Source organism: Marinobacterium rhizophilum (assembly GCF_024397915.1).
Classification (GTDB): Bacteria; Pseudomonadota; Gammaproteobacteria; order Pseudomonadales; family Balneatricaceae; genus Marinobacterium_A; species Marinobacterium_A rhizophilum_A.
In genome coordinates, this window is record NZ_CP073347.1 from 1,567,818 (window position 1) to 1,587,560 (window position 19,743).

The 19,743-nt window shown below is 60.5% G+C and carries 19 protein-coding genes; 9 read left to right on the top strand and 10 right to left on the bottom strand.

The annotated features are described in order from the left end of the window. Window positions 1–96 precede the first annotated feature (96 nt). The 3 genes from KDW95_RS06985 (at window position 97) to fghA (ending at window position 2,999) form a co-directional block, all read left to right on the top strand. Complete coding sequence (locus KDW95_RS06985; protein ID WP_255855566.1) at window positions 97–711, top strand: CBS domain-containing protein; 615 nt, start codon at window positions 97–99, stop codon at window positions 709–711. A 248-nt stretch (window positions 712–959) separates the two neighbouring features. Next, window positions 960–2,069: an S-(hydroxymethyl)glutathione dehydrogenase/class III alcohol dehydrogenase gene (locus KDW95_RS06990; RefSeq protein WP_255855567.1), complete on the top strand. Its 1,110-nt coding sequence runs from the start codon at window positions 960–962 to the stop codon at window positions 2,067–2,069. Between the two features lie 84 nt (window positions 2,070–2,153). Beyond that, entirely contained in the window at window positions 2,154–2,999 is an 846-nt protein-coding gene (gene fghA / locus KDW95_RS06995; RefSeq protein ID WP_304941578.1) for an S-formylglutathione hydrolase, read from the top strand. A 58-nt stretch (window positions 3,000–3,057) separates the two neighbouring features. Here fghA and KDW95_RS07000 read toward each other — a convergent pair whose 3' ends face one another. Beyond that, a complete protein-coding gene (locus tag KDW95_RS07000) occupies window positions 3,058–4,326 on the bottom strand; it encodes a DUF3422 domain-containing protein (RefSeq protein WP_255855568.1) in 1,269 nt (422 codons plus the stop codon). A 584-nt stretch (window positions 4,327–4,910) separates the two neighbouring features. Here KDW95_RS07000 and KDW95_RS07005 point away from each other — a divergent pair. Continuing rightward, the gene (locus tag KDW95_RS07005; protein ID WP_020680244.1) at window positions 4,911–5,114 is read left to right on the top strand and encodes a cold-shock protein; all 204 of its coding nucleotides are present in this window, start codon (window positions 4,911–4,913) and stop codon (window positions 5,112–5,114) included. Between the two features lie 151 nt (window positions 5,115–5,265). Here the strand turns inward: KDW95_RS07005 and KDW95_RS07010 are convergent, their stop codons facing one another. Further along, entirely contained in the window at window positions 5,266–6,744 is a 1,479-nt protein-coding gene (locus KDW95_RS07010; protein ID WP_255855569.1) for a RimK family protein, read from the bottom strand. 168 nt (window positions 6,745–6,912) lie between these two features. On the opposite strand from KDW95_RS07010, the gene KDW95_RS07015 reads away from it, so the two are divergent. Further along, window positions 6,913–8,025 (top strand): GNAT family N-acetyltransferase/peptidase C39 family protein, encoded by a 1,113-nt coding sequence (locus KDW95_RS07015; protein WP_255855570.1) that lies wholly within the window; start codon window positions 6,913–6,915, stop codon window positions 8,023–8,025. A 183-nt stretch (window positions 8,026–8,208) separates the two neighbouring features. Here KDW95_RS07015 and rimK read toward each other — a convergent pair whose 3' ends face one another. The 5 genes from rimK to KDW95_RS07040 all read right to left on the bottom strand — a co-directional run bounded on the left by rimK (window position 8,209) and on the right by KDW95_RS07040 (window position 12,081). Next, window positions 8,209–9,114 carry a 30S ribosomal protein S6--L-glutamate ligase gene (rimK, locus tag KDW95_RS07020; protein ID WP_255855571.1) on the bottom strand — a complete coding sequence of 302 codons (906 nt, stop codon included), beginning with the start codon at window positions 9,112–9,114 and terminating at the stop codon, window positions 8,209–8,211. Continuing rightward, a complete protein-coding gene (locus tag KDW95_RS07025; RefSeq protein ID WP_255855572.1) occupies window positions 9,111–9,539 on the bottom strand; it encodes an ATP-dependent zinc protease family protein in 429 nt (142 codons plus the stop codon). Before KDW95_RS07025 ends, rimK begins: the two co-directional genes overlap by 4 nt. Window positions 9,540–9,566: 27 nt before the next feature. Continuing rightward, complete coding sequence (zntB, locus tag KDW95_RS07030) at window positions 9,567–10,550, bottom strand: zinc transporter ZntB (RefSeq protein WP_255855573.1); 984 nt, start codon at window positions 10,548–10,550, stop codon at window positions 9,567–9,569. A 63-nt stretch (window positions 10,551–10,613) separates the two neighbouring features. After that, a complete protein-coding gene (locus tag KDW95_RS07035; RefSeq protein ID WP_255856478.1) occupies window positions 10,614–11,546 on the bottom strand; it encodes a serine/threonine protein kinase in 933 nt (310 codons plus the stop codon). A gap of 136 nt (window positions 11,547–11,682) precedes the next feature. Beyond that, window positions 11,683–12,081 (bottom strand): DUF2750 domain-containing protein, encoded by a 399-nt coding sequence (locus tag KDW95_RS07040; RefSeq protein ID WP_255855574.1) that lies wholly within the window; start codon window positions 12,079–12,081, stop codon window positions 11,683–11,685. Between the two features lie 283 nt (window positions 12,082–12,364). On the opposite strand from KDW95_RS07040, the gene KDW95_RS07045 reads away from it, so the two are divergent. Further along, window positions 12,365–13,378 carry a M48 family metalloprotease gene (locus tag KDW95_RS07045; RefSeq protein WP_255855575.1) on the top strand — a complete coding sequence of 338 codons (1,014 nt, stop codon included), beginning with the start codon at window positions 12,365–12,367 and terminating at the stop codon, window positions 13,376–13,378. Window positions 13,379–13,568: 190 nt separating this feature from the next. Here the strand turns inward: KDW95_RS07045 and KDW95_RS07050 are convergent, their stop codons facing one another. Further along, window positions 13,569–14,525 (bottom strand): LysR family transcriptional regulator, encoded by a 957-nt coding sequence (locus KDW95_RS07050; RefSeq protein ID WP_255855576.1) that lies wholly within the window; start codon window positions 14,523–14,525, stop codon window positions 13,569–13,571. A 208-nt stretch (window positions 14,526–14,733) separates the two neighbouring features. On the opposite strand from KDW95_RS07050, the gene KDW95_RS07055 reads away from it, so the two are divergent. The 3 genes from KDW95_RS07055 (at window position 14,734) to KDW95_RS07065 (ending at window position 17,207) form a co-directional block, all read left to right on the top strand. Continuing rightward, window positions 14,734–15,201, top strand: a complete 468-nt coding sequence (locus tag KDW95_RS07055; RefSeq protein WP_255855577.1) for a DoxX family protein — start codon at window positions 14,734–14,736, stop codon at window positions 15,199–15,201. 99 nt (window positions 15,202–15,300) lie between these two features. Further along, window positions 15,301–16,125 (top strand): DODA-type extradiol aromatic ring-opening family dioxygenase, encoded by an 825-nt coding sequence (locus KDW95_RS07060; protein ID WP_255855578.1) that lies wholly within the window; start codon window positions 15,301–15,303, stop codon window positions 16,123–16,125. Window positions 16,126–16,349: 224 nt separating this feature from the next. Beyond that, entirely contained in the window at window positions 16,350–17,207 is an 858-nt protein-coding gene (locus tag KDW95_RS07065) for a PA4780 family RIO1-like protein kinase (RefSeq protein ID WP_255855579.1), read from the top strand. A 57-nt stretch (window positions 17,208–17,264) separates the two neighbouring features. On the opposite strand, the gene KDW95_RS07070 is transcribed toward KDW95_RS07065, so the two are convergent. Beyond that, window positions 17,265–17,801, bottom strand: coding sequence for a YaeQ family protein (locus KDW95_RS07070; protein ID WP_255855580.1), 537 nt, complete (start codon window positions 17,799–17,801; stop codon window positions 17,265–17,267). Between the two features lie 176 nt (window positions 17,802–17,977). Then, window positions 17,978–19,696, bottom strand: coding sequence for a putative bifunctional diguanylate cyclase/phosphodiesterase (locus KDW95_RS07075; protein WP_255855581.1), 1,719 nt, complete (start codon window positions 19,694–19,696; stop codon window positions 17,978–17,980). Window positions 19,697–19,743 lie beyond the last annotated feature (47 nt).

A 19,743-nucleotide genomic window follows, 5' to 3' on the forward strand; every position in this document is an offset into this window, starting at 1 on the left:
AGCGCAGGCACCACCAAAAACAGCATAACGGCTACATGGTCTAGTCTTAACGGAGCAACAGGTTGCCAGGCAGGCAATACCGTTCGGAGGTGAAGTGTGTTCAAACTCTTCTCATCGACGGGGCCTGAATTCGAAGGGACATCGGACCAGCTCAGGAAACACCTGGGCTCGCCCCGTACCAGCACAAAAACCCGGGCAAACGCGCAGACGCCGCGGACCGCAACCCGATTTGACCCAACCCGCCTCTACCGCGACCCGGCCCTGAGCGCCGGGTTACAGCAACCTGTCGAGCCGGCAACGGCCACGGTCGCCAGCCTGATGGCTCGCCCGCCCGTCAGCATCACCACGGTGCAGCATATGGGTGATGCCTGGCGGCTGCTGCAGCAACATGATATCGCGCAACTGGTTGTGCTGGACCCGCCGTTTCGCCTGGTCGGCATGCTGACACGCACCGCTATCCTCAAGTGCCTGGTGATTCGCCATGGCCAGATCAGCTTCATCAGCGGCGATCCCATTACGGCGCTTATGCAACAGCCGGTCATCGCCGTCAGTGAAAGCGAAGATGTTCGCCAGGCCGCACTGCTCATGCTGGAGCGCGGTATCAATGCGCTGCCGGTAATCGACAACCGGGACCGGCTGACCGGCGTCATCAGTCGGCACGATATCCTGGGATTTCTGGCCCGCGCGCGACCGCTCACGCTGCGCGCCTGACGCCCGCCAGGCCGCTGTAATGCGCGGACTCTGCGCCAGTCAAGAACGTATTATTGCAGCTGAGCAAGAATGTTATGTAGCGACAAGGCTTAAACTTGGCTGCGCCACTCGATAAACTGGAGCCATCGTAATACTGTTACCGCTGTCCGAGGCACACTCGGTTTCACCTGCCCAGACCCCGCCAGGCGCGCCTGGGCAGGTCCAGGTACAGAATCCAGATCCGCCCATCAAACATCAAGGATATGCCAATGAAGTCCCGCGCCGCTGTTGCCTGGGAGGCAGGCAAGCCTCTCCAAATCGAAGAAGTCGACGTCGCTGGCCCGAAACAGGGTGAAGTCCTGTTGCGCATGGTTGCCACCGGCGTTTGCCACACCGATGCGTTCACCCTCTCCGGCGATGACCCCGAAGGCATCTTCCCGTCAATCCTGGGCCACGAAGGCGGCGCCGTGGTGGAAGAAATCGGCCCGGGCGTAACAACGCTCAAGCCCGGCGATCACGTCATTCCGCTTTATACCCCGGAGTGCGGCCAGTGCAAGTTCTGCAAGTCCGGCAAGACCAACCTGTGCCAGGCCATTCGCGCCACCCAGGGCAAGGGCCTGATGCCCGACGGCAGCAGCCGCTTCTCGCTCAACGGCAAAACCATTTTCCACTACATGGGTACCTCGACTTTCTCCGAGTACACCGTGGTACCGGAAATTGCCGTGGCCAAGATCAACAAGGCGGCGCCGCTGGACAAGGTCTGCCTGCTCGGTTGCGGCGTGACCACCGGTATCGGCGCCGTACTCAACACCGCCAAGGTTGAGCCAGGTGCCACCGTGGCCATCTTCGGCCTGGGCGGCATTGGACTGAGCGCCATCCAGGGGGCGGTCATGGCCAAGGCCGGACGCATCATTGCCATCGATATCAATGAAGACAAGTTCGAAATGGCCCGCCTGCTCGGCGCCACCGACTTTGTCAATCCGAAGAAATTCGATGCGCCCATCCAGGAAGTGATCGTCGACATGACCGATGGCGGCGTCGACTACTCCTTCGAGTGCATCGGCAACGTCAACCTGATGCGCGCAGCACTGGAGTGCTGCCACAAGGGCTGGGGCGAGTCGGTTATCGTTGGTGTGGCCGGCGCCGGGCAGGAAATTGCCACCCGTCCGTTCCAGCTGGTCACCGGCCGCGTCTGGCGCGGTACGGCCTTTGGGGGCGTCAAGGGCCGCAGCCAGCTGCCGGGCTATGTCGATCAGTACATGAGTGGTGATATCAAGCTGGATGACTTCGTGACCCACACCATGGGCCTGGAAGACATCAACAAGGCTTTCGACCTGATGCACGAAGGCAAGAGCATCCGCTCTGTCGTGTTGTTCTGATTCGTTCTCAGTAGCGCACAACAAAGGGCCTGATGGCCCTTTGTTGTGTAATGCCCTGTTTCATCACCCTACCGGATAGACCCCATGAAGCTGGAACGCCTTTCCCGAAATCGCACTTTCGACGGCTGGCTGGAGCGTTACCGTCATCGTGCCAGCAGCCTGGATTGCGATATGGTATTCGCCATCTACCTGCCTGACCAGACCCTCAACGCGCCCTGCCACAGCCTTTACTGGCTGTCGGGGCTGACCTGCACGGATGAAAACTTTACCCAGAAAGCCGGTGCCCTGCGGGTAGCCTCAGAGCTCGGCCTGGTGCTGGTTTGCCCGGATACCAGCCCACGCGGCTTCGATATGCCCGGCGAACACGACAGCTATGATTTTGGCAGCGGCGCCGGCTTTTACGTCAACGCCACCCAGGCGCCCTGGAGCAGCCACTACCGCATGTACGACTACGTCAACGTTGAACTGCCCGCCCTGGTCGATGCCAGCTTCCCCGTGACCGGCAAGCGCAGTATCAGCGGTCACTCCATGGGCGGGCACGGCGCCCTGATCAGTGCGCTGAAGAACCCGGGCCTTTACAGCTCGGTATCGGCCTTTGCACCGATCAGCAACCCAAGCCAGTGCCCCTGGGGCAAGAAAGCCTTCAGCGGCTACCTGGGCAATGATACCGAGAGCTGGGCCGCCTATGACGCCTGCGCGCTGATTCGAGGCGAACTGACAGAGCGCCTGCCACTGCTGGTGGATCAGGGCGATGCCGACGACTTTCTGGACGAGCAGCTCAAGCCCGAACGCCTGCAGGCCGCCTGCCAAGCCAGCAAGCACCCGTTGCAGCTGCGTCTGCAACCGGGCTACGACCACAGCTATTTCTTTATCGCCAGCTTCATCGAAGATCACCTGCGCTTCCACGCCAGGGCCCTGAACAGCGCCTGAGAACGCAGCCAGCTGAACCGGGCAAGAGCATCCAGTGCCCGGTTCAGGTCCCCCGGGCCTACTCCTCGTCCTTGTCGTAGCCCTTGAGTAAACGCCGCACATACCAGAACAACCCCAGGGCAATCACCGGAACCGAGGCACTGAGTGCAAAGCTGGCGCGGGATTCGAGCGTCTCATCGACCACCACATTGCGCAGCGTGCGATCAATCAGATCGAATGCGTAATAGGTGACGACGATCACCGTAAAGCTTTCGAGCTTGGCTTGCAGGCGCAACTGACTGCGGGCCCGGTGATTAATACCGCGCAGCAGATCCCGGCTTTGGTTTTCAATCGACAGGTCAACCTGGGAGCGAATAAGGTCAGTGGAACGTGCGATGCGCTGCGACAGACGCTCGATGCGCTCGCCGGTGGACCTGCAGGTGCGATGGGCCGGATCCAGCCGTCGCTCCATAAACTGCTCCACCGTCTGCAGCCCCTCGATACGCGACTCGCGCAACTCGGCGATGCGCCGGTCGACCAGGGCAAAATACGCCTCAGACGCGGAAAAACGATTGGCGGTGTGAGCCGACAACCCCTCGACCTGGGCGGCCAGGGACATCAGCTCCTGCAACAGCGCAGCCGCGCCACTGTCAGGCTCTGCAATGCGCTCCACCACCCCGGCCAGCCGCTGATCCAGCCGCGACACCATCGGCATCGTCTCCAGCGCCAGGGGCAGCGCCAACAGCGCCATATGGCGGTACGTCTCGATCTCGCAGATGCGCTGCAGCAACCGGCCGGCCTGAAACAGCGTCATGCCGCCCTGGTCCTGTACCAGCACCCGGTTGTAGCCGTTATCCTTGCGAGCACGGAAGTCGGTACGCAGCGCCGCCGCATGTCCCATCACATCGGAGCCGTTGATCTGGGTGGCACCAGGTTCAGCGGGATCAAAGTGCTCGTCTACCCAGCCATCAAAGTCGTTTGCTTCCCTTCGAAACAGTACTTCGACACCGCACAGGAAGGCCCCTGGCAGCGCCTCACTCCAGCCCGCAGGCAGTTCCGGTACCTGAATATCCCCCAGCCCGTAGAAGGTCAGGCTGTAAAACTCGCTGTGGGGTTCGTAGCGCAGGGCGCGCTGACCCTGGCGAACAAAGAAGAAACCGGTCCCCTTTGCGTCAAGCTCAAAGCCCTCGGCAAGAGCCAGTTCGCGCACCCTGCGCTCCACCAGGCCCGGGTCTTGTTCGTCGTGCAGTATGGCAATCTGCAGCAACGCCAGGGGCGCACTGATCTGCTGAAACGGCCGGGCATGCACCTCGGTCACTATCTGGTCACGCAGGGGATGTGTATACATAGAATCGCTCGACAGTTACAACAGAGTGCGGAAGTGCCCGCCCGCCACAGTATGCACGCTATTCTGTTGCAATCACCGTACCACCACAACTCCCCCTGGGGGTAGAACATGCTTTCGTGCCCGTATTTTTCCAGCCAACCCGGTGCCCCGCCAAGGATCTCGAATTCACCAATAGCATGCGTGCTACAAGAACCCCGTTGCAGCACATTAGAAATGCACTGCAAACAGGCAGCTGTCAACCAATGGCCCGCCGCCGGAAATTAACGGTGATCCCCCTTGAGCCCGGTACCTCCCGTGGCCGTGGCGGTGCCGCGGGAGCCTTCGCCCTGTCATATTTACCGCACCTGAAAATATACCCTTAACGCCGCCAAATGGAGTTGACTTCCCCCTAGAATTCGCTATCCTCCTATCAAGCTTGAAATACAGCTCCAGTTTGATGTCAACGCACGATGCTCCTCTTAGTAGTACCTCGTTCTGATCTTCATAACGGAATTCCTGCATTTCTCAGCTAGACCCGCCTTGGTAGCTGTCGTTTACGGTACTGCCGGGCATTACGTAAAACAAAATCCTTATGGAGTTCAACAATGTCTACTACCGGCACTGTTAAGTGGTTCAACGAAGAAAAAGGTTACGGTTTCATTGCTCAGGATAACGGTCCGGACGTATTCGTTCACTTCCGCGCTATCACTGGCGACGGCTTCCGTACCCTGGCTGAAGGCCAGAAAGTACAGTTCGACGTGACTCAGGGCCAGAAAGGTCCTCAGGCTGAGAACGTCAGCGTCATCTAAGACGTTCTGACACACTTAAAAACCGGCGTTCCTTCACAGGCGCCGGTTTTTTTGTGCCTGTTTTTCGGGCGCGGATCCTCCCGGGCGCGACGAAAATGGGCACCGGCCGCTGCCTCCACGACAGCGGTACGACGCCCAAGGCACTGACACCCTAGCGGCGATTCAGCTCCATGCGGCGCAAAAATTCGGCCATGATCTCATGGTAGAGCGCCGCCCCCAGGAAGCGATCCTCCACCCCTTCGTCGACATTGGGGTTATCGTTCACCTCAATCACCACGACCCGGTCACCACTCTGCTTCAGGTCCACACCGTAGAGACCATCTCCGATCAGCCGTGTCGCTTTGAGCGCCGCCTCCAGTACCGCAGGCGGCACCTCGTAGGTTGGCAGTGTATCGAAGCCACCGGAGTCCACATCACCACTGTTGCCATGACGGTAAATCTGCCAGTGGTCTTTCACCATGTAGTAGCGACATGCAAACAGCGGCTTGTTGTTCAGCACGCCGATGCGCCAGTCGTAATCGGTATACAGGAATTCCTGCGCCAGCACCAGCGATGAGCTCTGCAGCAACTCCTTGAGTCCGACCAGCAGCTCCTCGCGCGTTTCTGCCTTGCACATGCCACGGGAGAAGGCACCGTCAGGAATCTTCAGCACAATGGGAAAGCCCAGGGCCTCGATCATCTCGTCCAGCGTCTGCTTGTCGGTATTGCTGACAATGCGCGTACCCGGCGTGGCGATCTTGTTGATGCGCAGCAGCTCGGCAAGATACACCTTGTTGGTGCAACGCAGAATCGAGGTCGGGTCGTCCAGCACCACCAACCCTTCCGCCTCGGCCTTTTTGGCAAAGCGATAGGTGTGGTGATCAATGGCGGTGGTCTCGCGAATAAACAGGCCATCGTATTCCGGCAGACGCATCAGATCCCGCTTGCCAATCAGTTCCACATTGATGCCCAGCTGCTCGCCACTGGCGATAAAATGCTTGATCGCATCCTTGTCACTCGGTGGCAGCGCCTCATCCGGATCCACCAGCATGGCCAGATCGAAGCGATAGCGCTTGCGGGCGCGGGGTTTGCGCCACATGCGGTTGCTGAAACGCTCCAACGCCGCAGCAAACAGCTCCTGCTCGGTTTCCAGCTTGATATCCCGCACCGACAGCTGACGAATAGTATCAACCTGCCAGACCTTGCCGCGCTTGAGACGCACTTCCAGCACCGGGCAGGGAAAACGCTCGAACAGCTGCTTGGCGATGGGCGCCAGTTCGCCTACCAGCGCCTCACCGAAGAAGATACGCAGTTCGATCCGCGACTGGTCACCGGAAACCTTGCTGGCCAGGCCGTCCAGCGTGCTGGCAAGCCCATCAAGCTGCAGTGTGTACAGCGACTTGCGACGCAGATCGTTGATCACCCGCACCGATGGAATGACATGGTGATCCCGCGCCTCCGCCAACAGTGAACAGTAATAGCCACGCCCCAGTGCCCGGCTGTTGCGACAGCAGTTCAGTATGCGCACGCGCCCGGCCCCCCGGGTATCGGCCAGCGCCAGGTATTGATCAAAGGAGATTACATCCTTACTGGGGTAATAGGGCGCCCAGTCACCCAGATCATCGACCACAACGTAAAAGGAGGAAGGCATCGTTTGGCTATTCCGGCAGGGGGTGATTTTTCGCGATTATGCGCGCCCAGTGCCCGACGGTACAAGGGCTTGGCGCACACGCAGACAAATTTAGTACAACACTGATACCCCTGCCCGATGCCGGTGTTAATATCGCCCTATCTCACAGGCCCGCATGGACAAAACAGCTTGAATACCCTGAGCACGCGCCCGGCAACCCGCGCCGACATCGACACCTTGCTCGACATCGAAAGCCAGTGTTTCAGCGCGGACAAGCTGTCGCGCCGCAGCTTCCAGCGCCTTATCAAACACGGCCATGCCAGCCTGCTAATGGCCTTGTGCGACGGTGAGATCGCCGGCTACACCCTGGTGCTGTACCGCAAGAACACCCACCTCGCCCGCATCTACTCCCTGGCGGTATTACCGCAGATGCGCGGGCGCGGCATTGCCCGCCAGCTGTTGCAGGACGCCGAACAGACGGCCCGGGAGGAGCGGTGCATTTTTATGCGCCTGGAAGTCAATATTGGTAACCAGAGCGCCATTGCACTCTATGAAAAGAGCGGTTATCGCCCCATAGGCACCATCGACGACTACTACGAAGACGGCGCTAGCGCTCTGAAAATGGAAAAGCCCATACGCCGCCGGGCGCAATCCGGCAGCGAGGTCCGCACCGCCTTCTATGAGCAGACCACGCCCTTTACCTGCGGTCCGGCCAGCCTGATGATGGGCATGCACGCCCTGACTCCCGCATACCACATGACCCGCCGGGAAGAACTGCAGATCTGGCGCGAGTCCACCACCATTTTCATGACCGCGGGCCATGGCGGCTGCTCTCCCCAGGGCCTGGCCCTTAGCGCCTGGCGTCGCGGCTTCGCTGTGCAGCTCTACTGCAACAGCACCCAGGTCCCCTTTATCGACAGCGTGCGCAGCCCTGAGAAAAAGCAGGTCATCGCCCTGGCCCATGAAGATTTCAGTGAACAGCTGACCGAAACGGGCGTTGTGCTACACGAACGTGAAATGACCCTGGCCCAGCTGCAACAGCATATTCACGATGGCGACGTGCTTGTTAGCCTGATCAGCACCTGGCGCCTGAACCGCAACAAGGCACCCCACTGGGTCATCATTACCGCAGCGGACGAACGTTTTGTTTACCTGACAGACCCTGACCACGACCGCGACGAATGGCAAAGCCAGACCGACTACATAGACGTACCGGTAGAGGTCAACGAATTTCTCGCCATGGCCGCCTTTGGCCGTTCACGCCTGAAAAGCACCCTGGCCCTTAGCCGGCGCAACAGCTGAACGGGCCAGCTCTCGCAGCCACCGGTAGCAAAAAGCCCGGTCACCTTAAGGGTAACCGGGGCTTTTTGAATAGCCGGGAAAAGTGCCAGGACGCCTGATCAGCACCACGGTGCCAGATCAGGTTTCTCGCATTCGCTTGAACCTTTCAGCTCCCTTGCACCTCTTTTCCTGGCCCTCGCAGGCTCAGCCCTTGCCGCGGGTGCGGGTCTTGTGGCTGCTGGCATTCTTTTCGATAAACTGGATGATGCGGTCGGCAACATCGAGGCCGGTGGCCGCTTCGATCCCCTCCAGCCCCGGCGACGAGTTAACTTCCATAACCAGCGGGCCATGGTTGGAGCGCAGAATGTCGACACCCGCCACGTTCAAACCCATGGTGCGGGCGGCACGCACGGCAGTGCTGCGCTCTTCAGGGGTCAGACGCACGAGGCTCGCGGCGCCGCCGCGGTGCAGGTTGGAGCGAAACTCACCGGCCTTGGCCTGGCGCTTCATGGCAGCAATAACCTTGTCACCAATCACGAAACAGCGGATATCGGCGCCACCCGCTTCCTTGATGTATTCCTGCACCATGACCGAGGCCTTGAGGCCCATGAAGGCTTCGAGCACGCTTTCCGCCGCCTGACGGGTTTCGGCCAGAACCACGCCAATCCCCTGGGTGCCTTCGAGCAACTTGATCACCAGTGGCGCACCACCGACCATCTCCACCAGGTCGGGGATGTCGGAAGGCTTGTTGGCAAATCCGGTGATCGGCAGACCGATGCCCTTGCGGGACAGCAGCTGCATGGAGCGCAGCTTGTCGCGGGAGCGCGAAATGGCGACAGACTCGTTCAGCGGGTAGGTCCCCATCATTTCAAACTGGCGCAGTACCGCCGTGCCATAGAAGGTAACCGAGGCCCCGATACGGGGAATCACCGCATCAAAATCGGTCAGCACTTCCCCTTTCACGTGAATTTCGGGGTGCTGCATATTGATGTTCATGTAGCACTTGAGGACATCCACTACCTGTACATCATGGCCGCGGGCCTTGGCGGCCTCTACCATGCGACGGGTCGAGTACAGCTGCGCATTGCGGGAAAGAATCGCCAGTTTCATGGCTTGGCTCCTAGCAAAAATGAGGCCGCCGGATCGACGGCAAAACGGTTGAGCATCGCAGTGCGCCCCAGCAACATGCGAAAGCGCATGCTGTCACGGTTGGTCAGCGTCATCTCGATGGGCCATTCATGCTCGCCCAGGCGAGCCAGTGTCTGAATGACAATACGCTTTTCACGATGGCCACCGGAATCGGAGACCTGTCGCTCGTCCAGTACCGGCGCCACAAAGTGCAGCACCTCTTCCTGGTTATTCTGTACGGGGTGCACATCGGCTGCGACCCAGAGCGCACCGCGCTCGTAGAAGGGTTCGAGCTTGAATGCATGCAAGCAGGATGTGCGGGCGCCGGTATCAACCTTGGCCTTGATGTGGTCGATTCCCAGCTCCGGCAGCGACAGCCACTCACGCCAACCTATTGTTTCCAGCATGACATTAATCCCTGCAATTGAGCGCCATCAAAGCCAGCGCTTGCGGCGAAAGATCCAGATCTGTATTGCGACCAGCACGATCAGAAACAGCGAGAATTCCATGAAAGCCGAGGGGTTTTCCGCCCCTGGCACCCCGCCGACATTAATTCCCAGCAGCCCGGTCAGAAAGCCCAACGGCAAAAAGATGGCCGCCACCAGCGACAACACATAGAGCCGGCTGTTGAGCTGATCGGACATGCGGCTCATCAGTTCTTCCTGGGTAACAGCCGCCCGCTCACGCACCGCATCCAGGTCTTCAATATGACGTACCAGCCGGTCGGAGACCTCGCGCATGCGCATGCGGCCCTGATCATCCATCCAGCCCAGCGGCTCGTTCACCACCCGCGCCAACGCCTCGCGCTGCGGTGCCAGGTAACGTCGCAGGCCAATGGTCTGGCGGCGCAGCTGGGCCAGTGGCTGGCGCAATGCGCCATCACCGCTGTAGAGCACCTGTTCTTCGAGGTCCGCGACCCGGTCTTCGAACTCATCCACCGTATCACTCATGCGCATCACCAGGCCATCGGCCAGCCGCACAAGAAAGTCACCGCTGTCGACAGGGCCGACACCCGTGCGCATCTCCGCCACCATGTCGGACACCGACAGCAACTGGCGCTTGCGCGAGCTGACGACCAGTTCCTGGGTAACATAGAGCCGGATTGACACCATGTCTTCAGGATCGGCTTCCGGGTTGAGATTGACCCCGCGCAGGGCCAGCAACAGCCCGGAACCGAAGAGCGCGGCACGGGGTCGCGTGTCCTCGGTTAGCAGGGAATCCACCGCCAGAGGCGGCAAACCACTGTGGTCGGCCAACCAGCTGCGGCTGGCCGCATGGGTGTAATCGAAGTGCAGCCACAGCAGCCCCTGGGATGGGTCCCAGTGCCCGACCTCGTCCCAGCTCAGCTCGCGGGCGCCCCCATTGCGATCCAGCAACATTGCGTAAATCAAACCATCAGGTCCATGCAGTGGCGTCATGCCTGCATCCTTGTATTTATGTCAGTATAGTTGCCGCCGCCTGGGCACCTGCGGCGCAGCCTCCTAGAGCAACCGCAGGGTGGGCTCCTGCAGAGCCGCAAACTGCTCGCGCAACTCGAGAATATGTTCGCTCCAGTAACGCTCGGTGTTGAACCAGGGGAACGACCGGGGAAACGCCGGATCACTCCAGCGGCGCGCCAGCCAGGCGGAATAGTGCATGATGCGCAGGGTCCGCAGCGCTTCTATCTGGCGCAGCTCGCGCGGCTGAAAGTCATAAAACTCGTTATAGCCTTCCACTACCTCGCTCAGCTGGATCTGCTGGCTGTGGCGGTCGCCCGACAGCAGCATCCAGATATCCTGCACCGCCGGCGCCATGCGGGCATCGTCGAAATCGACAAAATTGGGCGTATTGTCGCGCCACAACACATTGCCGGCATGACAGTCGCCGTGCACCCGGATCAGGGTGGCCGGCTCCGCCATGGCCTCATCCACCAGCCTGAGCACATCCCGGCTCAGGGTTTCATAGGCCAGACGCAGCTCCCGTGGAATAAAGTCGTTGTGCAGCAACGCCACGCTGGCGTGACCATAGGTCTGGCTGTTGAGTACCGGGCGGTGCGCAAACGGCTTTTTCGCCCCAATGGCATGCATTCGCCCCAGAAAGCGTCCGAGGATCAACAGGTTATCCAGGTTATCAAACTCAGGCGCACGGCCACCGCGGCGCGGATAGAGCGCAAACAGGAAGTCCTCGCGCGCGAACAGGCTGCGCCCTGCAGCATCACGCCAGGGCGCCACCACCGGCAATTCGTGCTCTTGCATCTCATAGCACAGCTCATGCTCTTCCAGGATCTGTGCTTCGCTCCAGCGGCCAGGACGGTAAAACTTCGCAATCAGCGGTGCCTGCTCCTCGATACCGACCTGGTAGACACGATTCTCGTAACTGTTGAGCGCGAAGATGGCGCCATCGCACCGGTAGCCAAGCTCCTCCACCGCATCCATGATGAACTCTGGCGTCAGGCTTTCGAACGGATGCAGGGACGCGTCCGGTGCCGAACCGGAACGGTCACCCGGGTGCGCCGGACCCCGCGCAGCGCTATGAGCCGAATTGTGCAGGATGTTGCCGTCAGCGTTATTGTCAGTCACCACCGGCACCCAGCAAGGCTTCAATGGACTCGGTCAGCTCGCCGGCAGACAGCAGCACGCCTTCTTCGTCCAGCCGCGGGAAGACCGCCACCAGGATACCGTCTTCGTCCAGGCCACCGGACCAGCGTTCAAACCAGGACTGCAGATCGATTTTCAGCGCTTCACAGCCATCCCAGCCGTCGGTGGCCCAGTCCAGCGCATAGTCGGGATGCGGCCAGACCGGCAGGCAACCTTCGCCGTCATCGGTGGTCAGCATGACACAGCCCTCTGCATCGCTCAGGCTCCAGATTTCCTCCCAGTCGGCCACTTTTTGCAAAAAGTGATCGAAGCGTTCCTGCGCTTCGCGGGCGGTTACCTTGGCCCGCTGCTGCTCTGTCAGTTTGTATGTCATGGTTCGGCCCTGCCTTTAAATAGGAGCTCGCCGGTGCATCGGCGAATGCCGTGCAGCATGGACGAATGCCGCCTGCGGATCAAGTCGGGCAAGCGCCGAAAACCGCGGTTTTCATCACCTTTTCGCCGCTTTTTGACTGCTACACTATCTTCACGCCGACGACAGCCATGATAGAGCTGGCAAGGCCCGGCAGGCCGACAAAAACCGCCCGATCAACAGGTGACCTGCAGATGCAAAAACGGTTTGCGCATAGCCATTATTTACAGACCCTCCCTGGCAATTGATGGCGGGCCTTGCACGCGTGCTCGCACGGGTTCTGACCCTCTGCACACTGCTTGGGGCCTGCTCCAGTGGACAACAGCTGCCCCCGGCCCCGGCCGGGGATGCCATCGACCGCGAAACGGAACACCAGCGCCAGCAAGCGCTGCAACAGCAACATGAGCGCGAGTTTCGTCTGGGCCGGGTCGCTCGACCGCTACTGATCGCCGCGCTCGAGCTGTGCCCCGAGCGCCAGCGCAACGATTACGGCCTGCGCCTGCACAGCCTTTCCGCCTATGCACCAGCGCAGCACCCCGCGGCCCGTGCACTCTATCAGCTGGACCGGCAGCCGACCCTGCGCACTCCCCTGCCCGGCAGCCCCGCGGCCCGTGCCGGCCTCAGAGCCGGTGATCGACTGATGCGCCTGCAGGGACGTGCCGTGAAAAGCGACAATGATCTTCTCAAGATGCTGCAGGAGGCAGCCGGCCCCCTGCGCCTGGAGATCGCGCGCGGCGACGATATCCTTGCCTTGAGCCTGACACCCGACAAGCTGTGCGACTGGCCGATTCAACTGAGCCGCAGCAGCGCCATCAATGCCTATGCCGATGGCCAGCGAATACGAGTCACCCAGGCCATGCTCGGCTATGCCGCCCAGGATGACGAACTGGCCATGGTGATCGCCCACGAGCTGGCCCATAACGGTCTGCAGCACATGAGCCGGCAGCTGCGCAACCTGATGCTCGGTGCGCTGATTGACCTGCTGGCCCTGACCCAGGGGTATCCGAGCCCTGGCATTGCCGCGACCCTGGGCATTCATCAGCAAGCGTTAAACCTGGAACTGGAGGCCGACCTGCAGGCACTGGTACTGCTGCACCGGGCGGGCATTGCGCTGGCGCCGGGCGTAGCATTCTGGCGCCGCCTTGGCACCGACTTCCCGGCCTCCATTCGCCACAGTCGTGGCCTCAGCCACCCCGGCACGGCCGAGCGCTATCTGCGCATGCAGTCCGCGGCCCAGGCACTGCAGCCGGGCGAGCCATGATTCGTGATTCGTGATTCGTGATTCGTGATTCGTGATTCGTGATTCGTGATTCGTGATTCGTGATTCGTGATTCGTGATTCGTGATTCGTGATTCGGGATCAGAGTCTAATGGCCAATTACCAATTACCAATAACTAATTACCAATAACCAATAACCAATAACCAATAACCAATAACGGGAAACACCCCGCTCAGCCTTCGAGTGCTGCAGCGCTCAGTTCGGCACGGATAAAATCACGGAACACGCTCACCCGGGCCGGCGCCTGGTCGCCACTGAGACTGATGGCATAGAGCGTACCGCTCCCCAGATGCCACTGTTCCAGAACCGGCATGATGAGGCCGGCTGCCAGGCTCGGAGCGGCGACAAGATCCGGCAGTACACCGATGCCGGCGCCTGCCTGAACAAGGCGGTGCACGCTGGCGTAGTCCGTGGTGCGTGCCACCGGTCTTGCGGTCACCTCGACCCGGCGCCCTTTGCTGTTCTGCAGCGTCAGGCTCGCCGCCCCCTCCCGGTCACGAAAGGTCACCAGATCCTGGGTTTCCAGGTCCTGGGGGATCTCGGGCATGCCGTGTGTCCCCAGATAGGCAGGGGCACCAAAGAGCCCCAGGCGAAATCTCGCCAGTGCAGACGCACGGTAGCCCATGTCCGGCAGGTTGCTAGATGTGGCCCGCAGCGCCAGATCCACCCGGTTGGCCGCCAGATCCAGCGCCGCATCGGTCAGCAGCAGCTCCACCGTGATCTGGGGATAGAGCGCGCGAAACCGCACCAACAGTAGCGGCAGCACATCAAGACCCAGATCCATTGGCGCCGTCACCCGCAAGTTGCCGTGGGGCACCGTACGGGCCTGGCCCGCCTCCTGGGTCGCATCGGCCAGCAGGGAGAGCGCATCCCGTGCCTTGCCATAGAAGGCCGTGCCCTCCTGCGTGGCGCTCACCGCCCGGGGCGTGCGTGCCAGCAGCGCCGTACCGAGGCGGGATTCCAGTCGCGAGACCCGCCGACTGATACTGCCCTTGGTCTCTCCCATTGCCACCGCAGCCCGCGACACCGAGCCAAACTCGATTACCGCGCAGAAGGCCTTTATGTCTTCCAGCGAGCCCCCGAGCATGCCGCCAAAACTGAACGACCCACCGCTGATATGTGATGTCATCTCATCCTCTGATCAATAACGCCAGTTAATGCAAGGCGCCGGAACTGGCCACCCGGTCCCAATCGAAGTTCCACCGAAATCTGGTTTCCATTTCAGAAACCATAAGTTCCAAATTTGTATTCTATGAATAATTCAGAAACAACAATACCATTGTTTCCAGGTTCAGCACCTCAGCTGAGGTCTAGATCACATGCCACGGAGATTCGCCATGACCAGCAACACTAGCAGCAAGCACCCGACCCAACCCGCAACAGCCCTGTTCGACCGCCTGGCACCGCTGGGCTATCCATTGATCCGCATCACCGCCGGTTTGTTGCTGATGCCCCACGGCGCCCAGAAGCTGTTTGGCTGGTTCGGTGGCTACGGCCTGGATGCCACCGGCCAGTTTTTCGCGTCCAGCCTTGGCATGGAGCCCGGTTTCCTGTTCGCGCTGCTGGCAGGCCTGGTGGAATTCTTCGGTGGACTCGCCCTGGTTCTCGGCCTGCTGACCCGCCCGGCAGCGCTGGGTATCGCGGTACTGATGGGAGTCGCCCTGACAGTACACACGGCGAACGGCTTTTTCTGGACCGACGGCGGCGTAGAATATCCGCTGATGTGGGGCCTGGTAGCCATTGCCGTTTTTCTGCGTGGCGGTGAGCGTTTCTCGCTGGACCGCCGCCTGGGGCTGCGTTTCTAATTGCGCATCCGGCCAGGTGCGCGCTGCCTGGCCCAGGCATCCTGGTCTGCTGTTCAAGATTTGACTGATCCCTGCAACATCCTTGCCCGAGGACACCCCATGAGCACAACACGCCTGCCGAGCCTCTTTATTCCCCACGGCGCCGGTCCCTGCTTTTTCATGGACTGGCCACCGGCGGGTACCTGGGACTCAATGGAAACCTGGCTGCGCAACCTGACCTCCCTGGTCGGTACCCGTCCCCGGGCGCTGCTGGTGATTTCCGCGCACTGGGAAATGCCGGAATTTTGTGTCAACACCCAGGCTGCGCCTGAGCTGTTGTACGACTACTACGGATTCCCGCCTCATACGTACCAGCTCAAGTGGCCAGCCGCCGGCAGTCCCGCCCTGGCCAGTCGCGTTCAGGCGTTACTCGGCGCCGCCGGCATCCCCTCTGGGCAAGAGAACAGGCGCGGCCTCGACCATGGCGTGTTCATACCGCTCAAGCTCGCCTTTCCCGAGGCGGACATTGCCGTGGTGCAACTGTCGCTGCGCGAAGGGCTCGACCCCGCCGAGCACCTGGCGCTGGGACGGGCACTGGCACCGTTGCGTGATGAAGGCGTACTGATCATCGGTAGCGGCATGAGTTTTCACAACATGCAGCGCCTGCGCCGTGGCGGCGATCAGGCCGATGCCGATTCGGTGCGGTTTGACAACTGGCTGGCCGATACCGTTGCCCTGGCGCCGTCTGAACGCGAACAGCACCTGGTAAACTGGGCCACGGCCCCTGGCGGGCGGGCATCGCATCCGGCAGAGGAGCACCTGATGCCGCTGCACGTCGTTGCCGGTGCCGCAGGGGATGACCAGGGTCTAAAGGTTTTCGAGGACAGGGTCATGGGCAGCCTGCAATCGGCGTTCATGTTCGGCGCCGCGGCCAGCGCACCCTGAACCCGGCGGGGCATTAAATCCTGAAAAAACCGCCGGTTTCGGCATCCGGCGGTCGAAGCCTGGCGCAAGGCAGTGTTACACTCAGACGCCCTGCTCCGGGCTGTCCCGCAGTCAGGGCCCCCTTTCGTCAAGGAGTCTACTGGATGCCGCTGTTCCCCCTCTTCCCGCTGGCCATTGCAGGCCGCGCTGTTCCTTCCAGCCCTGGATTCAGGTAACAGGGCAGCATGAAAACTCCAAAACGCATACTGCCCCTGGTTGAAGATGGCCTGGTGGACGAAGTCATCAGCCGGCTGATGAGCGGCAAGGAAGCCGATGTCTATGTGGTGCGCTGCGGCACCGAAATACGCTGCGCCAAGGTCTACAAGGAAGCCACCAAACGCAGCTTCAAGCAGGCGGTAAACTACCAGGAAGGCCGCAAGGTCAAGAACAGCCGCCGCGCCCGCGCCATGGAAAAAGGCTCCAAGTTCGGCCGCAAGCAGCAGGAAGAGACCTGGCAGAACGCCGAAGTCGATGCCCTGTATCGCCTGGCCGCCGCCGGTGTTCGCGTTCCCCAGCCCTATGGCTGCATGGACGGCGTGCTGCTGATGGAGTTAATCACCGACGAAGCCGGCGATGTTGCCCCGCGTCTGAGCGACGTTTCCATGGCCCCCGAACAGGCGCTGGAAGACCATGCCCTGCTGATGCACTACGTGATGCGCATGCTCTGCGCCGGCGTGGTGCATGGCGACCTGTCGGAATTCAATGTTCTGGTGGATGAATACGGCCCGGTGATCATCGATCTGCCCCAGGCCGTGGATGCCGCGGCAAACAATCACGCCCAGTCCATGCTGGCGCGGGATGTCGACAACATGACCCACTACTATGGCCAGTTCGCCCCTGAACTGCTGGGCAGCCGCTACGCCCAGGAAATCTGGGCGCTGTACGAAGACGGCAAGCTGCACGAGGACATCGAACTGACCGGCGAATTCGCCGAAAGCACGCAAAGCGCCGATGTGGACGCGGTGCTGGATGAAATCAAGTCGGTGTTTGCCGAAGAACAGGCGCGCCAGGAACGGCTGCGCGAGGCCGAACAGGAAACCTGACGGCCGTCAGCCGGACGGGCGCCCGGGCCTCAGCCCAGCGGGCGTCACCGTCCCCGGTCACACCTGCTGCAATACCGTCCAGGAGACTTCGCATTCGCCGCCGGCCGCCGCGATGTAGGCCGAGTCGCCGGTAAGGGTCACGGACAGGTCCATGGTACGCTCCACCAAGACTGCCAGCGCTTCGATTTCTGGCCATTCAAAGCGGTACATGGACGCCTTCAGGGCATTGAACTTGCTGCGGCTCTGCTCCCACCAGACATCGGACTTGGTATTGAAGCTGTACACCCGCACTTCCCGCGCCTGGTGCGTGGCCTTCTTGACGCGCTCCGGCACCGGTTCACCCACATCGACCCAGAGCGCAATCTGATCATCCAGGGTGCGGGCCCAGATATCGGGTTCTTCAGCCGCGCTGATACCCTTGGTAAAGACCAGGGACTCGCAGGCATTCAGACAGTAGGCCAGTACCCGTACCATCATCCTCTCGAGGGTTTCGGACGGATGCTGGGCAATGGTCAGGTTGAGGGTGTCGTAATAGTCGCGGTTCAGATCGGACAGCGAAATCCGCGCTTTGTAAATGGTAGGTTTGACTGCCACAGATAAGGACCTTGAGAATTCGAAAACGGCATCCCGACCGTGCCACGATCAGGGCTGGGCCGAGATAGTGCCTCATCTGTGCGGGACTGGCCAGCGGCTTTTGGCCGCGGTACTGAGAAAGTACAACCCCCGGTGGCCAGAGAGCAATCCGCGTTTGTGGCCGGCACACGACTGGCTTATGTAAGCGGAGTTTTGCCGTTTCTCAGTATTGACGCCAAGTCCTGCGCCGACGCCGGGCGTTGCAGGTAGTAGCCCTGCACCAGGCCGCAGCCTTCATTACGCAAGAACTCGAGCTGCTCAAGGGTTTCGACGCCCTCGGCTATCACACTAATGTTGAGCTTTGCCGCCATCGCAATAATTGCACTGTTAATGGCAACATCGTCCTCGTCCTGCGGTATATCACTTACAAAGGAGCGGTCAATTTTGAGCGCATCGACTGGAAAACGCTTGAGATAACTCAGACTGGAGTAACCGGTACCGAAGTCGTCGAGCGATATTGAGACGCCGCAGGCCCGCAATTCCTGCAACGTTTTCAGGGACGCTGCCGTATCCTGCATCAGGACACTCTCGGTAATTTCCACCTCCAGGCATTCAGGTGGCAGTTCATTTTCGTCGAGCACCGCCTTGACGAGCTCCACCAGGTTTTTCTGTCGGAACTGGCAGGCAGAAAAATTGACTGCAACTCGCAGGGGCGGATAGCCCGTATCTCGCCAGATCCTTGCCTGTGCACAGGCCTTGCGCAGCACCCACTCACCTATCGGCACCACGAGACCAGACTCTTCTGCCAACGGGATAAACCGCTCCGGGCTTACCAGTCCCCGCTCAGGGCACTGCCAGCGCAGCAACGCTTCAACACCGACGATACGGCCGCTCGCCAGTTCGACCTGGGGCTGATAGTGCAACACGAACTCCCGTTGATCGAGTGCGCGTCGCAGCGCCTTCAACAGCTCCAGCCTCTGGGCTTTTTTCGCACCGATTTCCGGGCGGTAGAACTCGTAACTGCCGCCACCGGTCTGCTTCGCCAGATACATCGACATATCGGCATTGCGCAGCAGCTCCTCACTGTCGGTGCCGTCCGTTGGAAAGACACTGATGCCCAGGCTCGCCCGAACCTGCAGTCTCTGCTCAGCAACGTCAAAGGGTTGCGATAACTGGTCGAGAATCTTCCGGGCCGCCACTGCAGCATCGTCGCGATGCTCCAGGTTGGTCAGAATCAGGGTAAACTCATCGCCAGAAAGGCGCGCCACCGTATCACTGGTGCGCACGGCCTGGGTCAGGCGATGCGCGACTGTCATTAGCAGATTATCTCCGGCGTTGTGACCAAGACTGTCGTTAACATCCTTGAAATTGTCCAGATCAAGATAAAGTACGCCGACCAGACCGGACGATCGCTCGGCCGCCCGCAGGCTCTGACTGAGACGATCAATAAACAACACCCGGTTCGGCAGCCCCGTGAGCACATCATAGTTGGCCAGGAAATGCAGCCGCTTTTGGGCTTCACGATTCTCACGGCGTGTCACGGCTTCGCGCAGCTCGCGTTCGACCGCCGGGGCCAACCGCTTAAGGTGACCTTTGATCAAGTAATCCTGGGCCCCCTGCTTGATCGCCGCGACAGCTCTTTCTTCTCCGATGGTGCCGGATACGAAGATGAAGGGCATGTCTGGGCTGTGCCGTCTTACAATATCGAGGGCATCGCGACCGTTAAAGGCCGGCATGGTGAAGTCAGAAAAGACGATATCCCACGACTCCTGCTGCAACGCACTTTCGAGAGCCTCGCGCGTGTCGACACAAACATAACTCGGATTGTACCCGCCACGCTTGAGCTCATTCACCAGCAGCAGGGTGTCGTTCAATTCATCCTCTACTATCAGCGCCCGCAAAGATTCAATACTCATCGTCTAATCATCCATGTTATACGACATCGAACAGGCTTTTAGTCGCG